Origin of the sequence: Cyanobium sp. Copco_Reservoir_LC18, from assembly GCF_009834675.1 — a bacterium.
Lineage (GTDB): Bacteria > Cyanobacteriota > Cyanobacteriia > PCC-6307 > Cyanobiaceae > Cyanobium > Cyanobium minutissimum.
In genome coordinates, this window is the sequence record NZ_ASAC01000004.1 from 42260 (window position 1) to 69254 (window position 26995).

The window sequence follows — 26995 nt, forward strand, 5'->3', positions numbered from 1 at the left end:
GGATGACCGGAGAAGCTCGTCAGGGGAGGCCTCACCAGGGAGTGCCGATCAACTGAACCCCGGCCCAGAAGTAGGGATGGGTCACACCCGCCGCAATTCGACGCCGCTGGGATGGGCTCAGCTCCGTGAGAAGGGGATGGCCATCGGACCCGATGACCTTATCGCCTTCCAGACGCACCTTGCCAGTGGACATGGCCTGGCGGGTGGCCCGCAGGGCTTCGGCTTTCTGCATTCCCTGGTCGAGGAAGCGATAAAGCTGCAGGAAATAGGCGGAGGTGGCGACATCATCCACGTACCAGAGCGTGCCGATGGCACTGCGGGATCCCGCCTGCAGCGCCAGGCCGGCGAATCCGAGCTCGCTGTCGCTGTCACCCAGGGCCGTGCGACAGGCGCTGAGCACGAACAGTTCCAGCGGGCTGCCGCTGCGCTGCTGGCGCAGGCGGGCGAACTCCTGCAGGCTCACCGAGCCGGTGCCGGTGTAGATGCGGGCCTGGGAGGGGCCACCGGGCATGAATTCGGCATGGGTGGCGACGTGCAGGCGCTCGTAACGCGGGTCGGCCGCCTTGCTCAGCAGCACCTCCGGGGAAAAGCTCCGGTTCAGGAAGCGGTCGACCCCGACCCCCTCCGGGATCCCGGCCAGTTCCTCCGGCACCAGGGGCAGGGGGCTGAGCCCCTCGAACTCCGAGGCGCCCGCCGCCAGCACCCGCCCCCGGGTCTGGCGCGGAGGGCCGAAGGAGGTGAGGTTGAGGGACGGGGTGATCGAGAAGCCGTAGCGATCACCGAAGTAACTGATGCCGTCGTGGAGGGCCGCGAAGGGGAGACCCTGGAGGCCCCGGTCGGCAACGATCACCAGGGTGGTGATGCCCTTGGCCCGGAGTTCCGCGGCGATGGGCTCGATCAGGGCCCGGTGGATCTGCCGGGACGGGGACTGGGGATTGTCCACCTGCAGGGGCTCGAGACGGGCCAGCTGCCGGTACAGCGCCCGTAGCTGGTCGCCGAAGCGCTCCCTGGAGAGCTCGACGCGCTTGCCGACGGGCTCCCCCCGGCGGCTGAGCAGGATCAGATCGAGGAACGAATTGGCCGGCTTCGGCCCGGTGGCGCCGGCGGCCCCGGGCCCCTGGTCCGCCCCAGGCTTCGGCTCCTGGCCCGCCACGGGCTTCTGTTCGGTGAAGGACACCATCAGCACCGCCGGATTGAAGCGCTCGTCCTCCCGGTCCCCCTTCCGGGAGGCCTTGCTGAGCAGCTGCTGCAGTTCCTCGAGGCGCAGGGTTCCGCCGGACTCCCCCGCCGTTCCCACATCCCCCAGGGTGCGGCGCACGTCCTCGGTGCGCTGCTGATCGCCGTCGGTGATCGCCGCGGCCACGAGGGCCGGGGACAGGCTGGTGGTGGTGACGCTGAGGGGACCGGGCACCGGCAGCGACCCGCCAGTGAGACTGAAATCGGCCTCCGAAAGGTTCACCGCCAGGGCATCGGAGCCCACCCCGCGCCGGCTGCTGGTGAGGGTGGAGCCGAAGGGGGTGGTCTGGGTGGACGGAAAGATGCGGTAGCCGAGATCGGGCAGGAGGAACGACGGGCTCGACGGGGAGAACGCTGAGGAGGCCACCGGAGCCGTTGCTCCCCGGACCGGGACTGTGACCGTCTGGGGCGGCGCCGGCGTGACGGGCGGGATGGGGCTGACGGGTGGGATGGGGGTGACGGGCGGGTCGGGCGGCGCCGGGGGAGGCGCCGGAGTCGCCGCCAGATCGCCGCCGAAGCTGAAGGGCAGCTGGGGATCGCCGGTCGTGACGATGCCTTGCAGCGTGAACCCAGGGGCCAGGGACACCCTGGCGGGCTCGAAGGCTCCGGTGATGCTGCGGGCCCTGATCAGCTCGAAGGGGGTGATGACCCCCACGACCGGCGGTGACACCACCTCCAGTCCTCCGCCGAGGAGGGTGTCGCCGAAGACGGAGAGCTGGTCAGCCGAGGAGAGATCGAACAGCAGCTCGCTTCTGGGCTCGAGAGTGAAGCTGGCGGCACGGATCCGGAGGGGTCCGACGGGATCGAGCGTGGCCACCGGCGTCCCTGGCAGCGGGGAGCCCCCATTGATGAACGCTCCCAGGGCGTTGTCCACCTGGATCAGGCCGGACCCCTGGATCGTTCCTTCGTTGCGGAAGGTGTTGTCGTCGATGCGCAGCCGCGCCGCGCCGTTGCCCTGCAGCACGATCGAGGAACCGGGCGAGACGACGGCGCGCTGCAGGTCCAGCGTCGCCGAAGGACCGATCACGATCGATCCGGCGTTGTCGAGGGTCGCCAGCCGGGTGGTTCCCGACAGCTGCAGCTGGGCCCCGCTGTCCACGGCCAGGTTGGGACCGGAGATCGTGGCCTGGTTGAGCGCCAGCGTCGCCCCCGTGGCGACATTGATCCGGGTGGTCTTGATGGGCGTCGGATCCGTGTAGGTGGCACGGTCGATGAGGCTGCTTTGGGCCGAAGGGCCGATCCGCAGCGACGATCGCGAGAAGGCGGTGACCGTGCGGCCGGGTCCCTGGACGTAACGCCTGGAGACATCCAGAGTGGCCGGCCGGCCAGAATTGAAGGTCGACAGTTGAATGGCCCCGAAACTCGAGGGGCTCCAGCTGAACTCTCCGGTCCGCAGGGTGCCGGACAGAAGCTTGAAGGGTTCGGTGGGGCCGGTGAGTTCGATGTTGCCGTCGATCCGCGAAGCCCCCTGGAGGATCCGCAGGGTGCCGGTGTTGATGTCCACCGCGCCCTTCTGCCAGCTGATCGATCCCACCGGCGTGGAGGGGTCGGCGGACTTCTGGTACCAGAGATCCACATCCAGCCGGCCCACCGTGGAGGTGTTGGAGAAGGCCGCGGGATCCACGCCGGGAGCGTTGATCACAAGGCCCCCGTCGGCCCGCAGCTCGAGGGCGGCATCCGGGCCGAACGTCTTCTCGACCGAGGCCAGCAGGGAGATGGTGCCCGACTGGGTCCCGGCGGGATCGGTGGTGTCCACGATCACCGTCTGGCCGCCGTTGAGGGCGGTGTTGATCAGCCCCACATCGATCAGTGACGCGGAGCCCGGCAGCCCCCCACCGGAACCGCCGGGGGGAGAGCCGCCGCCCGATCCGCTCGGAACGATGGCGATGTCACGGGGGTCGATCAGCCAGGTGCCGCCCCGCCCCAGCGCCGCCGACAGATCCGGTGCGGCGGAGAGCGCCAGGCGGCTGGCCGAGGTTTCGACGAAGCCGCCATCACCACCCTGGGGACCGCCCCGGGCGCTGATGACCCCTTGGATAGCGGCCCGTTCCCTGCCCAGGACCTCGATGCTGCCGCCCCGGCCGGCCCCGGTGGCATCCGCCCGCAGGCTGGAGCCGGCCATGGAGACCCGGTCACCGGAGACCCGGATGCTGCCGCCGGCCGGACCGGACACCTCCACGGTGCTGTCCTGGAGCGTCACCTCCTGACCCTGCAGGACCACGGTCCCCCCGGGCGCCTGCAGCCGGGCTCCCCCCAGCAGCACATGGCCGCCCTGGGCATCAAGCAGCAGGCCTCCATCGACGGTGAGCAGGCCGCCGTCGAGGGCCAGATCCCCCTGGGCGGTGAGGCCCAGCCGGGCCAGGGTGGCGGCATCGGTGCCCAGGCCGGCCGCACCCAGGGCCGGGGCGCCCGCCAGGGCGGCGGCCGCGGCGGCCGTGGTGCCGAGCACGTCGAAGCGCCCCTCTCCCACCCGCAGGCTGGTGGCGGTCGTCAGGTTGAGCTGCTGGACATTGCCGAATGTGCCGGCGCCGCTGAGCCGGATTCCCCCCGGCGAGAGCCAGACCAGGTTGGCCCGTTCGCTCAGGGTGACGGCCTTGTCGATGAAGCTGCCCAGGGGGTGGGTGACCCCCACCATCACGTTGCGATGCCCGCCCACATCGAGGGTGACCCCCGTGATCGCCCCGCGGGTGTCGAATGCGGAGAAGCGGTGAAAGAGATTGGCCCCGGCGGACGTGCCCCCCCGGATCGCACAGGCACCGCCGAAGCAACTGCCGCCCAGCTGGCCATTGACCACCGTGCCGAGGCCGAGACTGCCGCCGGTGGCGGTGATCTCACCGGCGGCGGCGGGGGAGACCACCAGCCCCAGCACCACGGTGAACCCCAGCGGCGCGAAGCGTGGGCGCCGATGCGTCAGCCCAACCGGACAAAGGAAGCGAATCCAGCCCAACTTGCCGGATAAAAAGTAGCAATGGTTACTCAAGATGGGCCCCGCTCCCTGCCGCAACAGGTAGCTTCCCGAGGCACTGAGGGTTGCATCACTGGCGGGCCCATGGGTCGCGTCACTGACGGGGTGATCATTCGCGTATCCGCACACATCAGGCGACACTCCGCCTGATCTCATCGGCTCTTCAGCAAGCTACCAGTCTGTCTTTCTGAGCGGGAACTCGGCCCACCCTGAATGCTCCTCCTTCTCGCCCAGTTGGTGGCACCCCCCCTCCAGGATGGTCCGATCCGCCTTCCGGCCGCCCCCCGCCCGTTCGAACGTCCGGCTCCCGCCGAACCTCAGCCGGCCCCTCCGATCGACGTCCGCCCCCTGGAGGCCCCCACCCCCCAGCCCGACGGCGGCGGAGCGCCGCCGGCCGGCCCCGCCGCCCCGGAATCAGGCCCCCAGCCCCCCAGCCCCCAGGTCCAGACCCCGCTGCCGGAGATCCGCGGGCTGACGCTCTACAGCCCCGATCAGGTGGGCACGATCCTGGCCGAATGCCGGCGCATCGCCGATGCCACCGAACGGCTCAAGGCCTGCGCCGTGGCCCTGAGCACCCGGCTCGTCTTCGACGGGTACGTCAGCAGCCGGGTCTATGTGGTGAGCGACCCGGCACCCGGCTATCTCGATGTGGTGGAAGGCCGGGTGGTCGGCATCCAGGTCACGGGCAGTGACCCCTGGCTGAACCGCCGCGTCGGCCGGCTGCTGCGGCCCCTGCGGGGCCAGATCCTGCGGCTGTCCACGGTGGAGCTGCAGCTGCAGCTGCTCAAGAGCCAGCCGGGCATCGGCAGTGTGCGGGGCACCCTGGCGCGGCTGGGCAGCGATCCCTCCGAAGGGGTGTTCCGTGTGGCCGTGGAGCCGTCCAGGGAGCCCTGGCAGGGGGATCTGGCCCTGCGCAACGACGGCAACAGCGGCTCGGGGGAGTTCCGCGCCGTGGCCACGCTGCTGAAACCGAGCCTGCTGCAGCGCGGAGACACCCTGCTGATCTACAGCGAGCTCAATGCCACCGACGCCCCGGAGCTGGGCGCCGCCATCGCCTCCCTCAGCTACACCTACCCCCTCAGCGACAGCGTCAGCCTCACCGGCGGCCTCGGCTTCAGCCGCCGCAACCTGGTGGAACTGCCCGCCCCGGCCGACGGGTTCTCCACCAGCCAGTACCAGGCCCTGGCCCAGTTCGAGTGGGTGTTCCGCGAATCCCTCAGCCAGCGCTGGAGCCTCTTCGCCGGCTACAGCAACAGCCGCAGCAACATCTACGAACAGGGCAGCGCCCTGCCGGCCTCGGTGCCCGCCAGCATCCGCGCCCCCGCCGGCGGCTACCTGCGGCTCGGCGTCAACGGCAGCGGCGCCGGCCGCCACAGCAGCTGGAGCGGCAGCGCCTACCTGCTGCAGGGCATCGCCGCGGCGACCCCGGCTGTCCAGCGCCAGGAACTGGCCGAAGCGGGCATCGTGGCGGGCCGGGCCACCGCCATCGGCGGCATCCTCTCCGCCTCCTGGACGGTCTCCCCCCGCTGGCAGATCAACCTGCGGACCGCCGCCCAGCTGGCCTTCGCTCCGCTGACCTCCTCGATGCAGTTCACCCTCGGCTCCGATGTGGGCCTGCGCGGGCTGCCCGGCCAGCTCATCAGCGGCGACAGCGGCTGGCTGGCCAGCACCGAGGCGGTCTGGACCTTCTGGGACAGCAGGACCAGCGCCCTCCAGCTCGTCCCCTTCATCGGTGCCGGCGGCGTCCGCACCAGCTTCAGCGGTGGCTCCTTCGGCGACACGGTGGGCTCCGGCGGGCTGCTGGTGCGCTGGCTGGCCAGCAACCACTGGTCGCTGGAGCTGGGCTGGGCCGTGCCCTTCTCCACCACCGACAACCTGGGCCCCTGGAACGACTGGCTGCTGGGCCAGGGTCTCTACACCCGGGTCAACTACCGCTTCTGAACCTCAGGCGCCGCCCAGCTGGGCCGCCAGCTGCCGGCGGGCCTCCGCCAGGGCCCCCTCCAGGGCGGCGCCGTCCCGGCCGCCCGCCTGGGCCAGCTGGGGCCGGCCGCCGCCGCCGCCGCCGCAAAGCTTGGCGATGCCACCGATGAAGGCTCCCGCCTTGACCCCGGCGGCCACCACCGCGCCGCCGAAGGCCGCCACCAGGATCACCTTGCCCAGGTCGGCCGGATCCGGCAGGCCGCCGAGCACCACCGCCGCCCCCTCGCCGAGCTGCTGCTGCAGGCGCTGGGCCGCCTCCTGGAGTCCGGCGCCATCGACGCCATCGAGGCGCTGCACCAGCAGCCGGTGGGGGCCGATCGCCTCGGCCCGTTCCGCCAGGGCACTGGCCTTGGCCGCCGCCAGGGCCCCCCGCGCCGCCGCCAGCTCCTTGAGGCTGGCCCGCAGCTCCTCGGCCTGCAGGGCCACCCGCTCGAGGATCTCGCCGGGCTGGGCCTTGAAGCGGGCGGCCAGCTCGCGCACCACCCGGTCGCGCTCCCGCAGGTAGGGGAGCAGGGCGGGGCCGGCCACGGCCTCGATGCGGCGGATGCCCGCCGCCACCCCCGTCTCGGCGACGATCCGGAACAGGCCGATCTCGGCGGTGTTGGCCACGTGGGTGCCGCCGCAGAGCTCCATGGAGACCCCGGGCACGTCCACCACCCGCACGACCTCGCCGTACTTCTCTCCGAACATGGCCACGGCCCCGGCGGCGCGGGCCCGTTCCAGGGCCATCTCCGCCACCTCCAGGGAGTGGGCCTCGGCGATCCAGCCGTTGACCAGGTCCTCGATCTGCTCCAGCTCATCCGGGGTCAGGGCCCGGGGGCAGTGGAAGTCGAAGCGCAGCCGGTCGAAGTCCACCAGGGAGCCCGCCTGGGAGATGCCGTCATCCACCACCTGCTTCAGGGCAGCCTGCAGCAGGTGGGTGGCGGTGTGGTGGGCCTGGGCGCGGCGGCGGCAGCTGCGATCCACCCGGGCCTGCACCACATCGCCCACCGCCAGACGGCCGCGCTCGATCCGGCCGCTGTGGACGAAGACGCTGCGGTTGCGGCTCACCGCCTCGATGGCCACGATCAGGCCTCCCCCGACCCCGGCGGCCCCCTCTCCGGCCAGCAGGACGCCCCGGTCACCCACCTGGCCACCCGATTCCCCGTAGAAGGGGGTGCTGTCGAGCACGATCTGCACCGCATCGCCGGCGGCGGCGGCGGTGGCCGGAGCGCCGTTCACCACCAGGGCCAGCACGCAGGCCGGCTGGTCGAGGGCCTCGTAGCCCCGGAAGTCGGTGGGCTCGAGGGCGCCGGCCACCTGCTCGATCGCCCCCTGCAGGGTGAGGTCGATGCTCACGGCCGCCGCCTTGGCCCGCTGCCGCTGGCGCTCCATGGCCGCCTCGAAACCGTCCAGATCCACCGTCAGGCCTTGTTCCTCGGCGATCTCCGCGGTGAGCTCCAGCGGGAAGCCGTAGGTGTCGTAGAGCTCGAAGGCCGCATCGCCGCTGATGCGCTCCGGCCGGGCGGCGAGCACCTCGGCCAGGAGTTTCTCGCCCCGCTCCAGGGTGTCCAGGAAACGGGCCTCCTCCCGCACCAGCTCCGCCAGGATCACCTCGCGGCGCTCGCTCAGCTGGGGATGGGCCGGGGCCATCAGGCCGATCGCCGCCTCCCCCATGACCGCCAGGAAGGGACGGTCGATGCCCAGCAGCCGGCCGTGGCGCACCACCCGGCGCAGCAGGCGGCGCAGCACGTAGCCCCGGCCCAGGTTGGAGGCGGTGACCCCATCGGCGATCAGCTGGGTGATGGCCCGGCTGTGGTCGCCGATCACCTTGAGGGAGGTCTGGGCGCGGCCGTCGAGGGCGCGGTAGTCGACCCCCGCCAGCACGGCGGCGGCTTCCACCAGCGGATAGATCAGGTCGGTCTCGTAGTTGTTCGGCACCCGCTGCAGGATCTGGGCCATGCGCTCCAGCCCCATGCCGGTGTCGATGCTGCGGCGCGCCAGGGGCGTGAGGGCCCCGGCCGCGTCGCGGTTGTACTGCATGAACACCAGGTTGTAGAACTCGATGAAGCGGCTGTCGTCCTCCAGGTCGATGCCGTCGTCGCCCCGTTCCGGGTGGAAGTCGTAGTAGATCTCCGAGCAGGGGCCGCAGGGGCCGGTGGGGCCGGAGGCCCAGAAGTTGTCGGCCTCGTCCATGCGGATGATCCGCTTCGGATCCACCCCCACGGCATCACGCCAGATGGCGGCGGCCTCGTCGTCCTCCTGGAAGACGCTCACCACCAGGTGGGCCGGATCGAGGCCGAAGACTTCGGTGGTCAGTTCCCAGGCCCAGGCGATCGCCTCCTCCTTGAAGTAGTCGCCGAAGGAGAAGTTGCCCAGCATCTCGAAGAAGGTGTGGTGCCGGGCGGTGCGGCCCACGTTCTCGATGTCATTGGTGCGGATGCACTTCTGGCTGCTGGTGGCCCGGGGCGCCGGCGGCGGGGCCTGGCCGAGGAACACCGGCTTGAAGGGCAGCATGCCGGCGATGGTGAGCAGCACTGTCGGGTCGTCGGGCACCAGGGAGGCGCTGGCCATCCGCCGGTGCCCCCGCTGCTCGTAGAACGCCAGGAAGGCCTCCCGGATCTCGGCTCCGCTGCGGGGCCTGGGGCGGGTGGAATCGGCAGCCATCACGACAACGCAGGGAGAGGTCCTGGGACAGGCATGATCGCCCAGCGCGGGGGCCCGGGGTCGCTCCGCCGGCTCAGTAGTGCTCCATCAGCGTCAGCTGGACGCTCGTCTGGCTGAGCTTGGCGCCGATGTCGCAGGTGAGCGCCTTGAGCAGGGCGATCACCACGTCGGGATGGCTGGCGCTGAGGTCATCGAAGGCGTTGCGGTGCAGCACCCAGCATTCGCCGGGGCGGGTGGCGATGATGTCGGCGGTGCGGGGCGTCTGGGCCACGAAGCCGATCTCGCCGAAACAGAGCCCCGGGCCGAAGGTGGCCAGTCGGGTGGAATGGCTGAGACCGTCGCCGGACCTGATGTCGAGGGCGATGTCGAAGGTGCCGGAGCGCACCAGGAACAGCTCGTCGCCGGGATCCCCCCGGCGGATGACGACATCCCCGGCGGCGAAGGACCGCCTGCTCATGCGATCCACCAGGATCCGCCGCTGCGCCTCGCTCAGGGGGGCCAGAACCCCCTGGTCGCCCAGGGCGTCGGGCGCCTCGGAGGCACCCGGCTCGGCCGCGGGGGCGTACCAGCTCAGCAGCAGTTCCTCGGCGGCCTCGAGGGCCGAATCCAGGTGCTCGTAGGCATCGATCCGATCGGTGATGCTCCAGTCGGCCCTGGACACCAGGGGCAGCCGGCCGGCCCGTGACAGGAGGATCTCCACCCCCTGATCCTCCAGGGCGCAGAGCTGGCGGTCCAGCAGCCCCGAGGACTCCATCGGGCACTCGGTCACGTGGGCCAGATCGAGGATCAGGATGCGCACGGCGCCGCTGAGCAGCACCAGCTCGGCGGCCAGCTGCTCGATGCCGCCGAAGTCGAGCACCCCCTGGGCGTGGATGATGCGCACCTCATCCCGATGGGGCGCCAGCACCGCCAGCTCCCGCTCGCTGCGCCAGCGGCGCGATTTCCGCTGGGAGCCCTGATACGACCGCCGGATGGTGGCATCGGCCTGGTAGTACTGGTTGAACAGGCTCAGTCCCACCCCCGCCGAGAGCTGGCGGCAGACCGCCACCCCCCGGACGCTGTTGCCGAAGCCGTCGAGGGGCGGTGAGTAGGTGGCGATGCCGAGCCGTCCCGGGATCACCGCCAGCACCCCGCCGGCGACGCCGCTCTTGGCCGGGATGCCGACGTCATGGAGCCACTGGCCGGCGAAGTCGTACATGCCGCAGGTGCCCATCAGGGCCAGCACCCGCCCGGTGATGTCGGGGGAGAGGGGTTGGCCGCCGGTGAAGGGATTACGGCCCTGGCAGGCCAGGGTGGCGGCCATCACGGCCAGGTCGCGGCAGGTGACGGAGATGGCGCACTGGCGGAAATAGAGATCGAGGGCGGGCTCCGGATCCGATTCGATGATGTTGAAGTTGCGCAGCAGGTGGCCGATGGCGCGGTTGCGGTGGCCCGTCTCCTTTTCGGAGCGGTAGACGGCCTCGTTGATCGTCAGGGGCCGGCCGGCCAGCTCGGCGAAGTACTCCAGCAGAAGATGGACGGCACCGGCAGGATCGGCGTCACAGATCTGGGCGGAGGCAGCGATCGCGCCGGCGTTGATCATCGGATTGCGCGGCTTGCCCGAGTCCGGATCCAGGCTGATGGCGTTGAAGGCTTCCCCGGAGGGCTCCACGTCGATCTTGCTGGCCATGACGTCGAAGGAGAGCATCTTCAGGGCCAGGGCATAGATGAAGGGCTTGGAGATCGACTGGATCGTGAACTCCTTGCGGGTGTCGCCGATCTCGTAGATGCGCCCGCCCGAGGTGGCGATGACGATGCCGAAGTCGTCGGGACAGGCCTTGGCCAGCTCAGGGATGTAGTCGGCCACCCGACCCTCCCGGAGCGCCGCGAAGGAGGCGTGCAGCTCGCCCAGCAGCTCCTGGATGACGTTGGGATGGGGCTGATCAGGCATGGGGCCCCAGCAGGGCGTCGAGGTCCACCGCATCGATCTGGGCGGCGGCCATGAAGCGCTCCGCATAGGTGAGGTACACCCCGGATCGCAGGAACAGATCGAACAGGTCCGCATCGATGCGGCCGCGATCCCGCAGACCGGCCAGGATCGCCAGGGACTGGGACAGGGGCATCCCCTGCTTATAGGGTCGATCGGCGGCGGTCAGGGCCTCGAAGATGTCGGCGATGGCCAGGATCCGGGCCGGGATCGACAGCTGGTCCGCCCCCAGCCCCCGGGGATAGCCGCGGCCGTCGAGGGTTTCGTGGTGCCCCCCCGCGATCTCCGCGACGCGGGACAGGGAGGGGGGAAAGGCCATGCTCTCCAGCATCACGATCGTGTGGATCATGTGCTCACGGATCTTGTAGATCTCCTCGGGGGTGAGGGTGCCCCTGGCCACCGAGAGGTTGTAGAGCTCGCCGCGGTTGTAGAGCAGCTCCGGCACCGCCAGGTTGAAGCCCCAGCGGGCCTCCGGCACCTCCTCGGCCGGCCGGGGGATGCGGTGGTGGGGGGCATCGCTGAGCAGGGTCTCCCGGGCGGGCAGGGGCGGCGGCGGCCCGCCATAGCGGGCCTGCTCCTCCCAGCCCAGGCCGATCCTGTCGTCGAAGTGGCGCCACCAGGGGCGTTCCGCCAGCCGCCGGAGCCGGGCGAGATCCTCCGGGTCGGTGCCCTCGCTGCCCAGGTTGCAGCGGGCCACGCAGGCGAAATCCGCCTGCAGCTCCTGCTCCAGCCGGGCGTAGTCCCGCTGAAGAGCCTCCGGGTCGCCGCCCGCCAGCAGACCCTCCAGCAGGGCGATGCGACCGTCCCGGAGCAGCACCTCGAAGCGGGTGCGGATCTCATGCAGCCGGTTCACGGGGGCGTCCAGCTTGGTGGCCTTCTCCACCACCGCCTCGGGGGTGACGATCTTGCCGCAGTCGTGCAGCCAGGCCGCCGTGCGGAACTCCCGGCGTTCGGCTTCCCCCTGGAAGCGGAAGGCGGCCAGGGGCCCCTCCTCGGTGGCCTCCGCCGCCTCCGCCAGCAACAGGGCGAGCTCCGGCACCCGGGAACAGTGGCGGCCGGTATGGGAACTGCGGGCATCGATCGCTCCCGCCAGCAGGGCGATCATCGAATCGATCTGCCGCTGCTGCCCCTCCAGCGCCTGGGTGCGCTCGACGCAGACAGCCGCCAGGGCCGCCAGGGCCTCGATCAGCTGCTGGTCGCCGGCGTCGTAGGGGCGCACGAGCGCGGCGGCCGTTTCGGGGGTGAGCACCGAGCCCGCCTCCCGCTTGCGATTGATCAGCTGCATCACCCCCACCACCTCCCCGGCCATGGTCCGCAGCGGCACCACCAGCATCGAAACCGCCCGGTAGCCCATGCGGCGATCCAGTTCGGCATCGAAGCGGTACGGGCGGTCGGCGGGAATCGCGTAGACGTCGCTCAGGTTGAGCACCTCGCCATGCAGGGCCGTCCAGCCCACCAGCCGCTCGGGGGTGATCGGGAAGCGCACGTCCAGCAGGCTGGCGTCGATGCCGGTGTCGCCGGCGGCCAGGGAGCTGTTCTGGAAGGCGGTGAACCAGAGCCGCTTCTCCCCCTTCTCCTCCTCCACCAGGTAGATGCTGCCGGCGTCGCTCAAGGTGAGATCCCTGGAGCTGGAGAGGATCTGCCGCAGCAGGGCCGGCAGGTTGAGCGCTCCGCTGATGGCGGTGGCGATCTGGAGCATCTCCGGCAGCGCGCGCCGGGCCTGGTGGGCGTCGGAGGCGTGCGGTGGCGGATGGGCGGCGCTCAAGAGGTTGCCAACCGTGGTGGGGTCGGTGTCCTGCCCGGCAGCAGGAACGCGGACTGGGCCAGGGAAACACCGGAACCCCGTGAGGGCAATGGCGGGCCGAGGCGTGGGGCCGCCCGTTTCGGGTCCTGCCGGGGGAGCCGGGCGGAAGGGGCTGGGTGGGAAGGCGGGGAAGGGGTTGTGCTGGTTGCCCTGCTGGATAGCGCAGCACCTGTGAATAATGTAAGCCTGCCGGTGGCCAGGCATGATCGGGCCATCGCCATGGCCTTGCCGTTGACCCAGGCGTCCGACGATTCCCGTGCCCGTCTGCGGCTGCAGTCCCTGTCGTGGGCGCTGCTGGGCGGACTCGCCGCCGCCCTGATCGGCCTGCCGGCCGGCCTGGAGAGCGGGCTGCGATCGGCGGGCTGCGGCTTCTTCTACGGCCTGCTGGCCTTCCACCTGCAGCGCGTCGATCCGGATGACGACCATCTGGCCGCCGGCCTGGTGGGGGCGGTCTGCGGCATCCGCAGCCTCGGGGGGCCCGTGGCGGTCACCCCCCTGGCCCTGCCGGTCCCGGCGATCCATTCCCTGCTGCACCAGCCCCTGGCCAGTGGGGCGATCGGCGGGATCCTCGAGCTGCTGCGCGGCTGGCTGCCGCTCTGGCTGCCCCTGATCGGCAGCGCCCTGCTGCTGCAGGCGGCCCAGCGGCTCCTGCCGGCCCTGCGGCCATGAGCCTGCTCCATGCCACCTGGCTGTTTCCGCCGGAAGGGCCCGGGGGCCGGCTGCTGCTCTGGGCCGACACCTGGAGGGTCGCGACGCCGGTGGCGCCGCTGCGGACCGTTCCCGACCATCCCCTCTCCCTCAGCGTCGACGATCTGGGCGCCTGGCTGGATGACCATGGCCTCTGGTCGGAGGCCTTCCGGCCGGCGGAGGCCCAGCTCACCCTGCCCAGCCGCAGCCAGGGGGCCCGGGGCCGCCGCAAGGCGGCCAGTGAGGGTCTGGCGGCCTGGAGCGGCCTGCCGCTGCAGGCGGGCGAACCGATCCCGAAGGAAGTGCAGTGGTGGCCCTGGCGGGTGGAGGGTCTGGCCCTCGATCCGGCGGGGGCGGGCGAATGGCTGGCCGGCCTGCCCCTCTCCGGCGACGATCCCGGCCTGGCCGACGATCTGCGCTGGTGGAGCCATCTCGAGCGCTGGGCCCTGAGCCTGATCGCCCGCGGCCGCTGGCTGCCCCAGGTGGAGGAGGAGCGGGCCCGCTGGCTGCCCCTGCTGAACCGGGAGGGGGACCGGCGCCGCCTGGAGGAACTGGCCATCCGGCTGCCCCAGGTGGCCACCTGCGCCATGGCCCCCGGAGCCCCGGGGGAGGGGGGCCTCGCCTGCCGCCGACCGGGCAGCGGCCGCCTGCGGGTGGCCAGCCTGCTGGAGGCCCTGCTCGACGGCCAGCTGCGCGCCGGCTTCCGCCCCCCCACCGACGGGCTCGATCCCCTGCTGCTGGCCTGGCAGAAGGCCCTCGGCCCCGGCCCCGGCCGGCTCGAGCTGGACGAGGAGGAGCGGGAGCGGCTGGCGGTGGCCACCCACCACTGGCGCGAGGCGGTGGCGGGACGCGTTGCCCCCGCCCGCGCCTGCCTGGAACTGTTCACCCCCGAAGAAGGCGAGGAGCTCTGGGAGCTGCGCTTCTCCCTGCAGGCGGAGGCCGATCCCAGCCTGCGGGTGCCGGCCCGCACGGTCTGGAATGCGGGCGACGGCCGGCTCCAGCTGGGGGAAGTGGAGGTGGCCGAGCCGGGCCAGCTGCTGCTGGAGGGGATGGGCCGGGCCCTGCAGGTGTTCGAGCCGATCGGGCGGGGCCTGGATGCGGCGGCGCCGGAAACGATGCAGCTCACCCCGGCCGAGGCCTTCGTGCTGGTGCGCACCGCCGCCACCCAGCTGCGCGACGTGGGGGTGGGGGTGGTGCTGCCGGCCAGCCTCAGCGGCGGACTGGCCAGCCGGCTGGGCCTCTCCATCGAGGCCGAGCTGCCCGAACGTTCCCGCGGCTTCTCCCTGGGGGAAAGCCTGGATTGGAAGTGGGAGCTGATGATCGGCGGGGTGACGCTCACCCTCAAGGACCTGCAGCGCCTCTCCGCCAAGCGCAGTCCGCTGGTGCAGCACAAGGGGGCCTGGATCGAGCTGCGGCCCAGCGATCTCAGGAACGCCGAGCGCTTCTGCGCCGCCGGACCCAACCTCAGCCTCGACGATGCCCTGCGGCTCACAGCGAGCGACGGCGACACCCTGATGCGGCTGCCGGTGCATCAGTTCACCGCCAAGCCCCGGCTGCACGCCGTCCTGGAGCAGTACCACCAGCAGAAGGCCCCCGATCCCCTGCCGGCGCCCGAGGGCTTCGCCGGCCAGCTGCGGCCCTATCAGGAGCGGGGCCTGGGCTGGCTGGCCTTCCTGCACCGCTTCGACCAGGGGGCCTGCCTGGCGGACGACATGGGCCTGGGCAAGACCGTCCAGCTGCTGGCCTTCCTGCAGCACCTCAAGGTGGAGCAGGAGCTGAAGCGGCCCGTCCTGCTGGTGGCCCCCACCTCGGTGCTCACCAACTGGAAGCGGGAGGCGGCGGCCTTCACGCCCGATCTGGAGGTGCGGGAGCACTACGGTCCCCGTCGGCCCTCCACCCCGGAGAAGCTGGCCAGGGCGCTGGAGGGGGTGGATCTGGTGCTCACCAGCTACGGGCTGCTGCAGCGCGACAGCGAACTGCTGGAGACCATCGACTGGCAGGGCGTGGTGATCGACGAGGCCCAGGCGATCAAGAACCCGGCGGCCAAGCAGAGCCAGGCGGCCCGCGACCTGGCGCGTCCCGGCAAGCAGGGCCGCTTCCGCATCGCCCTCACCGGCACCCCGGTCGAGAACCGGGTGAGCGAGCTCTGGGCCCTGATGGACTTCCTCAACCCGCGGGTGCTGGGGGAGGAGGGCTTCTTCCGCCAGCGCTACCGGCTGCCGATCGAACGCTACGGCGACATGAGTTCCCTGCGGGATCTCAAGGCCAGGGTGGGGCCGTTCATCCTGCGGCGGCTCAAGACCGACCGCTCGATCATCTCCGACCTGCCGGAGAAGGTGGAGCTGCGCGAATGGGTGGGCCTGTCGGCGGAGCAGACGAAGCTCTACCGCAAGACCGTCGATGAGAGCCTCGAGGCCATCGCCCGCGCCCCCCTGGGCCAGCGCCACGGCCAGGTGCTGGCCCTGCTCACCCGGCTCAAGCAGATCTGCAACCATCCGGCCCTGGCCCTCAAGGAGAGCGCCGTCGACAACGGCTTCGCCGGCCGCAGCGCCAAGCTGCTGCGGCTGGAGGAGATCCTCGAGGAGGTGATCGAGGCGGGCGACCGGGCCCTGCTGTTCACCCAGTTCGCCGAATGGGGCCATCTGCTCAAGGTCTACCTCGAGCAGCGCTGGCGCCAGGACGTGCCCTTCCTGCACGGCGGCAGCAGCAAGACCGACCGCCAGGCGATGGTGGACCGCTTCCAGGAGGATCCCCGCGGCCCCCAGCTGTTCCTGCTCTCGCTCAAGGCCGGGGGTGTGGGGCTCAACCTGACCCGGGCCAGCCACGTGTTCCACATCGACCGCTGGTGGAACCCCGCCGTGGAGAACCAGGCCACCGACCGGGCCTACCGGATCGGCCAGACCAACCGCGTGCTGGTGCACAAGTTCATCACCAGCGGCTCGGTGGAAGAGAAGATCGATCGGATGATCGAGGAGAAATCGAGGCTGGCCGCCGACATCGTCGGCAGCGGTGAGGAGTGGCTCGGTGGCCTGGAGGTGGGCCAGCTGCGGGATCTGGTGGCCCTCGAGGAGGGCTGAAGGAGATCGGCGGAGTCTGGCGTCAGCGGCGGGCGAGGGTCACATCGCCGGGCTGGGCGAACTCCGCCGTCTCGCCGATCACGGGCAGCAGCAGGGGCAGGGCGGCCGGTGCGGGGGGCTGGCCCATGCGGCGCAGCCAGCGGTAGTGGGAGGCCACACCGGCCAGGAAGGAGGGGTGGGTGCGGAAGGGCACCTGGCAGTCGCGGCAGGTCTGCTCGACGATGGCGGAGATCTGCGGGTAGTGGACGTGGCAGATCTGGGGGAACAGGTGGTGCTCCACCTGGAAGTTGAGGCCCCCCAGCAGCCAGCTCAGCAGGCCGTTGGAGCGGCTGAAGTCCACGGTGGTGGCCAGCTGATGGCCGGCCCAGGGACCCATGGCCGGGCTGGTGGGGTCGGCCATGGGGAAATCGGCCTCCTCCACGCAGTGGGCCAGCTGGAACACCACGCTCAGCACGAGGCCCTGCACCATCGCCGTCACCACGTAGCAGGCGATCACCGCACCGATGGGGTGGAACTGCAGGGGGATGGCGAACGCCAGGGAGATGAAGATGGCCTTGCCGGCCAGGAAGACCAGCCAGTCGGCCGGGCCGAGGCGGGGCAGGGAATGGTCACCGCGGCCGCGGGCGGCCAGATCGGCGAAATCATCGAAGAACTGCCACTTGATGGGCAGCATTCCGTAGAGGGGCCAGAGATAGAGGTGCTGCCAGCGGTGCCACCAGCGGTGGGGCTGGTGGGGGGAGAGCCGGCCGATCAGGCCGAGGTTGATGTCGTCGTCGTGGCCGCTGATGTTGGTGAAGGTGTGATGCAACCCGTTGTGCTTGTGGGCCCAGATCAGGGAACTGCCGCCGAGCAGATCCAGGGTCATGGCGGCGGCCCTGTTGATCCAGCGGTGGCGGGAGTAGGCCCCGTGGCCCCCGTCGTGCTGGATGTTGAAGCCGATGGCGGCGATCGCCAGGCCCAGAACGGCCGACAGCAGGATCGCCACCGGACCGCTGTCCGCCCGGAAGACCAGCAGCCCGTAGGTGAGGGCGAACCAGGCCAGGATGACCGCCGACTTGAGCACCATGGCCAGCGAATCGCGCCGTTCCTGCCCGGTGGCCTCGAAGTGGTCCTGAACCCTTGCCCTCAGAAGACTGTGAAAACCGTCGCCGGCGCCGAACGTGATGCGATTCAAGGACTCCACGCCCTGCGTCGGGCCAACCTAGGTCAGTGGGTCCGGCAGGCGTCAGGATGGGCGGCGTGAGGCCGGCGGCATGACCAGCTCCTTCCCCGGCGCCTCCGGCGCCATCACCACCCAGCTGGGCCAGCAGGGCCTGGGACAGCAGCCCTGGTGGGTGGAGCAGTGGATGGAGCTGATCCACTCCTACCGGTTCAAGAAGCGCTTGGAGCGCGCCTGGACCTACGCCCGGGAGGGCAATGTCGTCTCGATCCGCTTCGAGGGGCGCCGGGTCCACGCCCGGGTGCAGGGCACCGACCCGGATCCCTACAAGGTGAAGCTCTGGCTCGACGTGCTCAACGACGAGGACTGGGGCTATGTGCTGGAGGCCCTGAGCCAGAAGGCCCGCTGGTCGGCCCAGCTGCTGGCGGGGATCATGCCCGCCGACATCGAGCGGGCCTTCGCCGCCAGCGGCAAGCGCCTGTTCCCCTTCAAGCTGCAGGAGGTGCGCAGCGAGTGCAGCTGCCCCGACAAGGCCAACCCCTGCAAGCACATCAGCGCCGTCTACTACCTGATGGGGGACCGCTTCAGCGAGGACCCCTTCGTGCTGTTCCAGCTGCGGGGCCGCACCCGCAGCCAGCTGCTGGGCGACCTGGCCAAGCGCCGCCGGGAGGGGGTGGCGGCCCCCCTGGAGCACGCCCCCCATCCGATCCACCCCGCCATCGCCGACCCGGCCCGCTGGTGGCGCTACGGCGCCCCGCTCGACCCCGATCTGGTGGTGATCACCCCGGCCATGGAGGGGGAATCGGGCCTCGATGGCGCCGGCCCCCTGCCCCTGGCGGAGGAACCCCGCTTCCCGGAGGCCAACCGGCTCTTCCTCGAGCGACTCAAGGACCACGGAACGGCCATGGCCCAGCAGGCGATGCTGCGGGCCATGGCCACCGGGGCGGATGCCGAGCCCTGAACCACCCCCCTGGCTGGGCCAGGACGCCATCGCCACCGCCGGCCGGCTCCTCGAAGGCCACCGGCTGGCGTTCGGCCGGCCGCTGCTGGCCGGCGTCGCGTTCGAGCGCTCGCCGCTGCAGGCGGCCCAGGAACTGTTCGTGGCCGCCACCGTCGTCCTGGCCCATGACGGCGGCGCCGATCCCCGGCTGATCTACGCCAACCGGGCCGCCCTGGTGCTGTGGCGCCGCCCCTGGGGCGCGATGGTGGGCCTCCCCTCGCGGCTCACGGCGGAGCCGGCCGAACGTCAGAGCCGCGCCCTGGCCCTGGAGCGGGCCCGCCGCTGCCAGGCGCTCGAGGGCTACGGCGGCATCCGCATCGACAGCGGCGGGCGCCGCTTCCGCATCGAGAACGCCCGGCTGTGGACCCTGCGGGACGGCGGCGGCCGGCCCTGCGGCCAGGCGGCCGCCTTCGGCCGCTGGTGGTGGCTGGAGCCGCCCCGTTCCGGTTCTCCGCCCCCGTTGGCGTAGGGGCCGAACCCGGTCCGGGGGACCGAACCTGGGCCGTCGGTTCTCCCCCTCGATGTCCCCGGGCAAGGCGGGCACATTGATCGGGCGGGTGGTTCCTCACCCGACCATCCCCGTCGCTCCCTTCGGAAGCACCAACCATGCGCACGCTTCATCCCTCCCCCTTCGATCTGTTCGACCGGCTGGAGCAACAGCTGCAGACGGCCGAGCGTGTTCCCGCCGCCGAGATCCACGAAACCGAGGACACCTACACCATCGCCCTGGAGCTGCCCGGCGTCGACCGCGCCTCCATCGACGTCAAGGCCACGGACCGCTCCCTGATCATCAGTGCCGAGCGCCGCAGCCAGCCGTCGGCCGCCACCGCCGCCACCAGCCCGGAGGGCGGCCACGGCGAAAGCCCGGCCGCGGAAGCCCGCCGCCGGGCCCCGCTGCTGAGCGAGTTCCGCTACGGCACCTGGAGCCGCAGCTTCCGCTTCCCCGGCGGCATCCAGCGGGACGCCCTCGAAGCCCACTACCGCGATGGCCTGCTGACGGTGACGGCACCCAAGGCCCAGTCCCTGACCACCGTCAGCGTGAAGGTGGCCGACTAAGTCCCGAGGGACTCGAGGGGCCCCGCGGAGTCGAGGCCCTCAGTCCGCGAGGCGCTCCGCGGAGTCGAGGGAGAGACCGATCACCGAGATGTAGCTGGTGGCCTCGATCCACCGGATCGTGCCCCTCAAGTCGTAGGTCTCTCCTTCACCATCCCCCACCACCACGTTGCAGGGATGGCCCACGGTCGGCCGATGGCCGGCCTCGATGGCGACCTTCAGGCCGTCGGCGCTCAGGTCCAGCACTTCGGCAAACACCCCTTCGGAGGGCTGCCGGGACTCGAAGTGGAGGCGGGCCGTGGCCAGACCCGTCGGCGGCTTGAAACGGTCGGACCGGGAAGCTTCCTCCAGGCGCTTCTCCAGGCGACGAAAGGCCTCCCGAAACCGTTCCAGGTCTCCCGTGGCCATTTATCCTCTCGACCGCGGAAAGTTCCTGACCATTGTTCCAGGGTTCTCCGGGACACCCGTGGGTGGTCTAACAGACCGAAAAGCCTTCTGCCCTGCCTACAGTCACATGTCTGCGGAAGGAGTCTGACCCCATGAGCAGCAGCACCGCCAGCGCCCCGACCACCCTGCAGGCGGAGCCGGAGGCCGCGCCCACCAGGCTCAGCCTGCAGTGCGAGCCGATCGCGGCCGATACCACGGCGATCCGCTCCCTCGACTGGGACCGCAGCCGCTTCGACATCGAGTTCGGCCTGCGCAACGGCACCACCTACAACGCCTTCCTGGTGCGCGGTGAGCGCACGGCCCTGGTGGACACCAGCCACGCCAAGTTCCGCGACACCTGGATCCCGCTGCTGGAGGGGCTGATCGACCCCACGGCGATCGATCATCTGATCGTCTCCCACACCGAACCGGACCATTCCGGGCTGATCGGCGATCTGATCGACCGCCACCCGGACATCGAGATCGTCGGCTCCAAGGTGGCGATCCAGTTCCTCCAGGACCAGGTGCACCGGCCGTTCCGCAGCCGGGCAGTGAAGAGCGGCGACGAGCTCGACCTGGGCGTCCATCCCGGGAGCGGCGTGGCCCATCGCTTCAGCTTCCTCAGTGCCCCCAACCTGCACTGGCCCGACACGATCTTCTCCTTCGACCACGGCACCGGCATCCTCTACACCTGCGATGCCTTCGGCCTCCACTACTGCTCCGACGACCTGTTCGATGTCGACCCCGGCGCCATCGCCCCGGACTTCCGCTTCTACTACGACTGCCTGATGGCCCCCAACGCCCGCAGCGTGCTGCAGGCGCTCAAGCGCATGGACGGGCTGCCGGAGATCACCACGGTCGCCGTGGGCCATGGTCCTCTGCTGCGGGAACACCTGCCCCTCTGGCTGGGCGACTACCGCGAATGGAGCGGCCAGCGCAGCGCCGGCGAGGCCTACGCGGCGGTCTGTTACCTGAGCCAGTACGGCTTCTGCGACCGTCTCAGCCAGGCCATCGCCCGGGGGGTGGGCAAGGCCTCTGGCCAGGTGCAGCTCGTCGACCTGCGCGCCACCGATCCCCAGGAGCTCGCCGCCCTGATCGGTGAGGCCAGCGCCGTGGTGGTTCCCACCTGGCCCGCCGCCCCCGATGCCGAGCTGCAGACGGCCATCGGCACCCTGCTGGCCGCCCTCCAGCCCAAGCAATGGGTGGGCTGCTACGACGCCTTCGGCGGCAACGACGAACCGATTGACACCCTGGCCGGCCAGCTGCGCAACCTGGGACAGAAATGGGCCTTCGAGCCCCTGCGCATCCGCCAGGTCCCCGGCGGCGCCGACTACCAGCGCTGTGAGGAGGCCGGCACCGACCTGGGCCAGCTGCTCACCAAGGAGAAGACCATCGCCGCCATGAAGGCCATCGACGGCGACCTGGACAAGGCCCTGGGGCGCCTCAGCGGCGGCCTCTACATCGTCACGGCCCGCCAGGACGACGAAGCCGGCAGCCGCAGCGGCGCCATGGTGGCCAGCTGGGTGAGCCAGGCGAGCTTCGATCCGCCGGGGCTCACGGTGGCGGTAGCCAAGGACCGGGCCATCGAGGCCCTGATGCAGGTGGACGACCGCTTCGTGCTCAACGTCCTGCGGGAGGACAACCACCAGCCCCTGCTGCGCCACTTCCTGCGCCGCTTCCCGCCGGGGGCCGACCGCTTCGCCGGCGTGAACGTGCTCGAAGGCGTGGCCGCCGGCGGTCCCGTGCTCGGGGATGCCCTGGCCTACCTCGGCTGCCGGGTGACCCAGCGCATGGAGGGCCCGGACCACTGGATCATCTACGCGGTGGTGGAAGAGGGCAACGTGGCCGACACCACCGCCGCGACGGCGGTGCATCACCGCAAGGTGGGCAACCACTACTGATGACCACGTCCCCATCCGCGTCCGATCGGCGCGTCATCACCCTGCCGGTGGAACCCGGCCTGCTCTGCCTGCGCGGCCTCAGCCCCAGGCGCCTGCGCTTCGAAGTCGAGTACGGCCTCGAGCGTGGCACCACCGCCAACAGCTTCCTCTTCCGGCAGGGCGCCTCCGGCGGCGCCCCGGTGCTGGTGCACCCGCCGGGGGCCTCCTTCGCCGCCCCCTTCCTGGAGCAGCTGGCCCTGCTGGTGCCGGCCGACGCCCCGCTCAAGGTGGTGGTGGGCCACGTCAACCCCAACCGGGTCGCCCTGCTGAAGCTGCTGGCGACGGGCTGGCCGGCCACGGTGCTGGTGGCCTCCAACCCGGGGGCCCAGGTGCTCGCCGAACTCTGGGAACAGCAGCGGCCCGGCCCGGGGGGCCAGGCCGCCGCCCCAGCCGAGCCGGTGCCCCTGCCGACGATCGAGGTGGTCAAGCAGGAGACGAGCCGCACCCTCGCCGACGGCCATGTCCTGACCCTGCTGCCCACCCCCACCCCCCGCTGGCCGGGCGGCCTGATCGCCTTCGAGGCCACCACGGGGCTGCTGATGAGCGGCAAGTTCTTCGCCGCCCACCTCTGCACCGAGGAGTTCGCCGAGGCGAACCGCAGCAGCACCGAGGAGGACCGCCGCTACTACTACGACTGCCTGATGGCGCCGATGGCCCGCCAGGTGGAAACGGTCGTCGACCGGCTCGACGAGCTGCCGATCCGCACCATCGCGCCGGGTCACGGCCCGGCCATCGCCCAGAGCTGGCGCAGCCTGCTGGCCGACTACCGCCGCTGGGGGGAGAGCCAGGAGCGGGCCAGCCTGTCGGTGGCCCTGCTGTACGCGAGCGCCTACGGCAACACCGCGGCCATCGCCGACGCCCTCTCCCAGGGGGTGGCGCGCAGCGGGGTGCGGGTGGAAAGCATCAACTGCGAATTCGCACCCTCCGAGCAGCTTCTGGAGGCCATCCACTCCTGCGACGCCCTGCTGATCGGCTCCCCCACCCTCGGCGGCCATGCCCCCACGCCGATCGTTTCGGCCCTCGGCACCGTGCTGGCCGAAGGCGACCGGGCCAAGCCGGTGGGGGTGTTCGGCAGCTTCGGCTGGAGCGGTGAAGCCATCGACCTGCTCGAAGCCAAGCTCCGTGACGGCGGCTTCCAGTTCGCCTTCGAACCGATCCGGGTGAAGTTCAGTCCGGATCTGGCCACCCTGCGGACCCTGGAGGAGACGGGAACCGCCCTGGGCCGGCGCCTGCGCCAGCAGCATCGCCAGGCCCAGCGGCGCAGCAGCATCGGAGGCCTCAGCGAGAGCCGCACCAACCCGGCGATCCAGGCCCTCGGCCGGGTGGTGGGATCCCTCTGCGTGGTGCTGGCCCGCAAGGGGGACGGCGCCGACGCCATCGGTGGGGCGATGGTGGCCAGCTGGGTGAGCCAGGCCAGCTTCAGCCCCCCCGGCTTCACCGTGGCCGTGGCCAAGGACCGGGCGATCGAGAGCCTGCTGCACGTGGGCGACGCCTTCTCCCTCAACATGCTGGCGTCAGGGCGCGAGAGCGGCCCGATGAAGCGGTTCCTGCAGCCCTTCCCGCCCGGGGCCGACCGGCTGGCGGGGCTGGAGCTGGAGACCAGCCCCGGCGGCCAGCCCCTGCTGCCGGAAGCCCTGGCCTGGCTGGAGGCCCGGGTGAGCCAGCGGATGGAATGCGGCGACCACTGGCTGCTCTACGCCGAAGCCGTCAGCGGCGACCTGCTGGATGCGGCCGCCACCACGGCCGTGCACCAGCGCCGCAGCGGCGCCGCCTACTGAACGCCGGCCTAGGCCGCGTGGGGGGGCGTGGGCGATCCGCCGCCACCCGCCTGGAAAGGAAGGACGAGGGTGGCCCAGTGGTCGGGCCGCTCCGGGCGGCGGCGCCGGGCCCGGCGCACCCCGAAGGGCACCCGCACCACATTGGTGCCGTCCACCCGCTGGCTGGCCTGCGGCAGATCCGGGGAAAGGATCCCCGTGCCCGGCTCACCGCCTGAACTGTCGTTGCCGTTCATGAACCCCATGACAATGAAAGGCGGTTGCCATCGCCGTGTGGGGATGGCACAGCAATGATGCGCCATCCCGGGGAGAAAAGGTACCGCCGGAACACTCAGGCGGCCAGTTCCGGGATTGCCACTTCCTCGACGCTCGGGCAGGTGCAGACGAGGTTCCGATCCCCGAAGGCGTTGTCGATGCGGGCGACGGCCGGCCAGAACTTGGCCTGCCGCTGGCTCTCCCCGGCGGGGAAGGCCGCCTCACTGCGGCTGTAGGCCCGATCCCAGTGGTCGGCGGTGACCGCCGCCAGGGTGTGGGGCGCCTGTTTGAGCGGGTTGTCGAGGGGGTCGGCGGCGCCGGTCTCGATGGCCCAGGCCTCACGGCGGATCCCCTCCATGGCGGCGCAGAAGCGGTCGATCTCCGCCAGCGACTCGCTCTCGGTGGGCTCCACCATCACCGTGCCGGCCACGGGCCAGCTGACGGTGGGGGCATGGAAGCCGTAGTCCATCAGCCGCTTGGCCAGATCGTCCACCTCCAGGCCGCAGCTGCGCTTGAGGGGCCGCAGGTCGAGGATGCACTCGTGGGCCACCCGGCCGCCCCGGCCCCGGTAGAGCACCGGGAAATGGGGTTCGAGACGCTCGGCGATCAGGTTGGCCGCCAGCAGGGCCACCTGGCTGGCGGTGCGCAGGCCCGAGCCGCCCATCATGCGGATGTACATCCAGCTGATCGGCAGGATGCCGGCACTGCCCAGGGGCGCCGCCGACACCGGACCGATGGCCTCACCGGCCGCCCCGCCGGCGCCTGCCGCGGCCAGGGGGTGGGAGGGCAGGAACGGCACCAGGTGGGCCGCCACGCCGATCGGTCCCACCCCGGGGCCGCCGCCGCCGTGGGGGATGCAGAAGGTCTTGTGCAGGTTGAGGTGGCAGACGTCGGCGCCGTAGAGGCCGGGCTTGCAGAGGCCCACCTGGGCGTTGAGGTTGGCGCCGTCCAGGTACACCTGGCCGCCGTGGTCATGCACCACCTGGCAGATGCGGCGGATGCCGGTCTCGAACACCCCGTGGGTGGAGGGGTAGGTGACCATCAGGGCCGCCAGGTCGGCGGCATGGGCCGCGGCCTTGGCCTCCAGGTCGGCGATGTCGATGTTGCCCTGGGCGTCGCAGGCCACCGCCACCACCCGCATCCCCGCCATCACGGCGCTGGCCGGGTTGGTGCCGTGGGCGCTGGTGGGGATCAGGCACACCTGGCGATGGCCCTCACCCCGGCTGCGGTGCCAGGCCCGGATCACCATCAGGCCGGCGTACTCCCCCTGGGAGCCGGCGTTCGGCTGCAGGGACACCCCCGCAAATCCCGTGATCGCCCCCAGCCAGGCCTCCAGATCCGCCACCAGGGCGCCGTAGCCGGTGGTCTGGTCGGCGGGGGCGAAGGGATGGATCTGGGCGAAGGCCGGCCAGCTCACCGGCGCCAGTTCGGCGGCGGCGTTGAGCTTCATGGTGCAGCTGCCGAGGGGGATCATGCCGTGGACCAGCGACAGGTCCTTGCTCACCAGGCGCTGGATGTAGCGCAGCAGCTCCGTCTCGCTGCGATAGCGATGGAACACCTCCTGGCGCAGCCAGGGGTCCTGGCGCAGGGGCACGCCCTCGAGCAGCTCCGCCAGGGGCCGGGCCTCCAGGGTGGACAGGCCGGCCCGCAGGGCCGCCTGGGCCGCGGCGGCGGCGGCGGCATCCGGCGCCAGGGCGGTCAGCATGGCGGCCAGCTCCTCGGGCGTGGAGAGTTCATCGAGGCTGATGGCCAGGGCGGCCGCGCCGTCGTCGCCGCGGACGCCGCAGCGGAGGTTGAAGCCGGCGGCCACGGCCCGCTGGCGCAGGGCGGGGGCCGCGGCGGTGCGCACCACGACGGTGTCGAAGCCGGCCCCGGGATCGGCGGGCAGGCCAAGGGTGTCGAGGGCGAGCACCAGCCCCTGGCGCAGGACGGGCAGGCGGCGGGCGATGACCTCGAGGCCATCGGGGCCGTGGTGGACCGCATAGAAGCTCGCCATCACGGCGAGCAGCACCTGGGCGGTGCAGATGTTGCTGGTGGCCTTGTCGCGCCGGATGTGCTGCTCCCGGGTCTGGAGGGCCAGCCGCAGGGCCGGGTTCCCCTCCGCATCCTTCGACTGGCCCACCAGGCGGCCGGGAATCTGGCGCTTGAACGCCTCCCGGGTGGCGAAGAAGGCGGCGTGGGGCCCCCCGAAGCCCATCGGCACGCCATAGCGCTGCAGGCTGCCGACGGCGATGTCGGCGCCCAGCCCGCCCACCGGCGCCAGCAGGGCCTGGGCGAGGGGATCCACGGCCACCGTGCTGATCACCCCGAGGGAGCGGGCCGCCGCCAGCAGCGGCGAGGGATCCCAGAGCCGCCCCTCAACCCCGGGCAGCTGCAGCAGCAGGCCGAACACGTCCTCGCCCAGCACCGCCTCGGGGCCGCTGGCGGCAGCTTCGGCGTCGAACGTCTCGATGGCGATCCCCAGGGGCTCGGCCCGGGTGTGGAGCACGGCCAGGGTCTGGGGCAGGACGGCCCGGTCGACCAGGAAGCGGCGGGCGCCGCGGCGCGTCGTGACCGCCGCCGCCATCGCCATCGCCTCGGCGGCGGCGGTGGCCTCATCCAGCAGGGAGGCGTTGGCGATCGGCAGCCCCGTCAGCTCACTGACCAGGGTCTGGAAGTTGAGCAGGGCCTCCAGGCGCCCCTGGGCGATCTCCGCCTGGTAGGGGGTGTAAGCGGTGTACCAGCAGGGGTTTTCCAGCACATGGCGCTGGATCAGGGCCGGCGTCGCCGTGCCGTGGTAGCCGAGGCCGATCAGGCTGCGCAGCACCTGGTTGCGGGAGGCCAGCGCCCCCAGCTCCTTCAGGGCCTGGGCCTCCGGGCAGGGCAGCGGCAGACCGACCGCGGCCTCCGCCGCCGTCAGCAGGATGTCGGCGGGAACGACCTCGGCCGCCAGCTGGTCGAGGGACCCGAGGCCGAGCTCCGCCAGCATCCGCTGCTGATCCTCGGGATCCGGACCCAGATGCCGGACCAGGAAGGAGGCGGACACG

At 71.5% G+C, this 26995-nt stretch carries 16 protein-coding genes; 8 read left to right on the top strand and 8 right to left on the bottom strand.

From position 1 onward, the window contains the following. Positions 1-31: 31 nt before the first annotated feature. Positions 32-4108, bottom strand: a complete 4077-nt coding sequence (locus tag L107_RS01480; RefSeq protein ID WP_159816123.1) for a CHAT domain-containing protein — start codon at positions 4106-4108, stop codon at positions 32-34. Positions 4109-4438: 330 nt separating this feature from the next. Between L107_RS01480 and L107_RS01485 the strand changes: the two genes are divergently transcribed. After that, positions 4439-6142, top strand: a complete 1704-nt coding sequence (locus L107_RS01485; RefSeq protein WP_236550440.1) for a ShlB/FhaC/HecB family hemolysin secretion/activation protein — start codon at positions 4439-4441, stop codon at positions 6140-6142. 3 nt (positions 6143-6145) lie between these two features. Here L107_RS01485 and alaS read toward each other — a convergent pair whose 3' ends face one another. From alaS to L107_RS01500, 3 genes are all read right to left on the bottom strand, one after another. Next, on the bottom strand, positions 6146-8827 hold the full coding sequence (gene alaS / locus L107_RS01490) for an alanine--tRNA ligase (RefSeq protein ID WP_159816125.1): 2682 nt from the start codon (positions 8825-8827) through the stop codon (positions 6146-6148). A 73-nt stretch (positions 8828-8900) separates the two neighbouring features. Then, complete coding sequence (gene glsA / locus L107_RS01495; protein ID WP_159816126.1) at positions 8901-10757, bottom strand: glutaminase A; 1857 nt, start codon at positions 10755-10757, stop codon at positions 8901-8903. Continuing rightward, on the bottom strand, positions 10750-12558 hold the full coding sequence (locus L107_RS01500; protein ID WP_159816127.1) for an HD family phosphohydrolase: 1809 nt from the start codon (positions 12556-12558) through the stop codon (positions 10750-10752). Before L107_RS01500 ends, glsA begins: the two co-directional genes overlap by 8 nt. A 258-nt stretch (positions 12559-12816) precedes the next feature. Between L107_RS01500 and L107_RS01505 the strand changes: the two genes are divergently transcribed. Together L107_RS01505 and L107_RS01510 are read left to right on the top strand one after the other, a co-directional pair. Beyond that, positions 12817-13266, top strand: coding sequence for a hypothetical protein (locus L107_RS01505; RefSeq protein WP_159816128.1), 450 nt, complete (start codon positions 12817-12819; stop codon positions 13264-13266). Next, on the top strand, positions 13263-16361 hold the full coding sequence (locus tag L107_RS01510; protein WP_159816129.1) for a DEAD/DEAH box helicase: 3099 nt from the start codon (positions 13263-13265) through the stop codon (positions 16359-16361). Before L107_RS01505 ends, L107_RS01510 begins: the two co-directional genes overlap by 4 nt. Positions 16362-16383: 22 nt before the next feature. On the opposite strand, the gene L107_RS01515 is transcribed toward L107_RS01510, so the two are convergent. Beyond that, positions 16384-17535 (bottom strand): acyl-CoA desaturase, encoded by a 1152-nt coding sequence (locus tag L107_RS01515; protein ID WP_159816130.1) that lies wholly within the window; start codon positions 17533-17535, stop codon positions 16384-16386. Positions 17536-17614: 79 nt separating this feature from the next. On the opposite strand from L107_RS01515, the gene L107_RS01520 reads away from it, so the two are divergent. The 3 genes from L107_RS01520 to L107_RS01530 all read left to right on the top strand — a co-directional run bounded on the left by L107_RS01520 (position 17615) and on the right by L107_RS01530 (position 19576). Further along, entirely contained in the window at positions 17615-18481 is an 867-nt protein-coding gene (locus L107_RS01520) for an SWIM zinc finger family protein (RefSeq protein ID WP_159816131.1), read from the top strand. Continuing rightward, the gene (locus L107_RS01525; protein ID WP_159816132.1) at positions 18468-18989 is read left to right on the top strand and encodes an MEKHLA domain-containing protein; all 522 of its coding nucleotides are present in this window, start codon (positions 18468-18470) and stop codon (positions 18987-18989) included. Before L107_RS01520 ends, L107_RS01525 begins: the two co-directional genes overlap by 14 nt. 137 nt (positions 18990-19126) lie before the next feature. After that, a complete protein-coding gene (locus tag L107_RS01530; protein ID WP_159816133.1) occupies positions 19127-19576 on the top strand; it encodes an Hsp20/alpha crystallin family protein in 450 nt (149 codons plus the stop codon). 39 nt (positions 19577-19615) lie between these two features. Here the strand turns inward: L107_RS01530 and L107_RS01535 are convergent, their stop codons facing one another. Then, positions 19616-19981 carry a PilZ domain-containing protein gene (locus tag L107_RS01535; protein ID WP_159816134.1) on the bottom strand — a complete coding sequence of 122 codons (366 nt, stop codon included), beginning with the start codon at positions 19979-19981 and terminating at the stop codon, positions 19616-19618. 131 nt (positions 19982-20112) lie between these two features. Between L107_RS01535 and L107_RS01540 the strand changes: the two genes are divergently transcribed. Then, the gene (locus L107_RS01540; RefSeq protein ID WP_159816135.1) at positions 20113-21900 is read left to right on the top strand and encodes a diflavin flavoprotein; all 1788 of its coding nucleotides are present in this window, start codon (positions 20113-20115) and stop codon (positions 21898-21900) included. Further along, positions 21900-23717, top strand: a complete 1818-nt coding sequence (locus L107_RS01545) for a diflavin flavoprotein (RefSeq protein ID WP_159816136.1) — start codon at positions 21900-21902, stop codon at positions 23715-23717. The genes L107_RS01540 and L107_RS01545 overlap by 1 nt, the downstream gene beginning before the upstream one ends. 8 nt (positions 23718-23725) lie before the next feature. Here the strand turns inward: L107_RS01545 and L107_RS01550 are convergent, their stop codons facing one another. Together L107_RS01550 and gcvP are read right to left on the bottom strand one after the other, a co-directional pair. Continuing rightward, positions 23726-23959 carry a hypothetical protein gene (locus L107_RS01550; protein WP_370515314.1) on the bottom strand — a complete coding sequence of 78 codons (234 nt, stop codon included), beginning with the start codon at positions 23957-23959 and terminating at the stop codon, positions 23726-23728. 86 nt (positions 23960-24045) lie between these two features. Then, on the bottom strand, positions 24046-26937 hold the full coding sequence (gene gcvP, locus L107_RS01555) for an aminomethyl-transferring glycine dehydrogenase (protein WP_236550455.1): 2892 nt from the start codon (positions 26935-26937) through the stop codon (positions 24046-24048). Between the last annotated feature and the right edge of the window lie 58 nt (positions 26938-26995).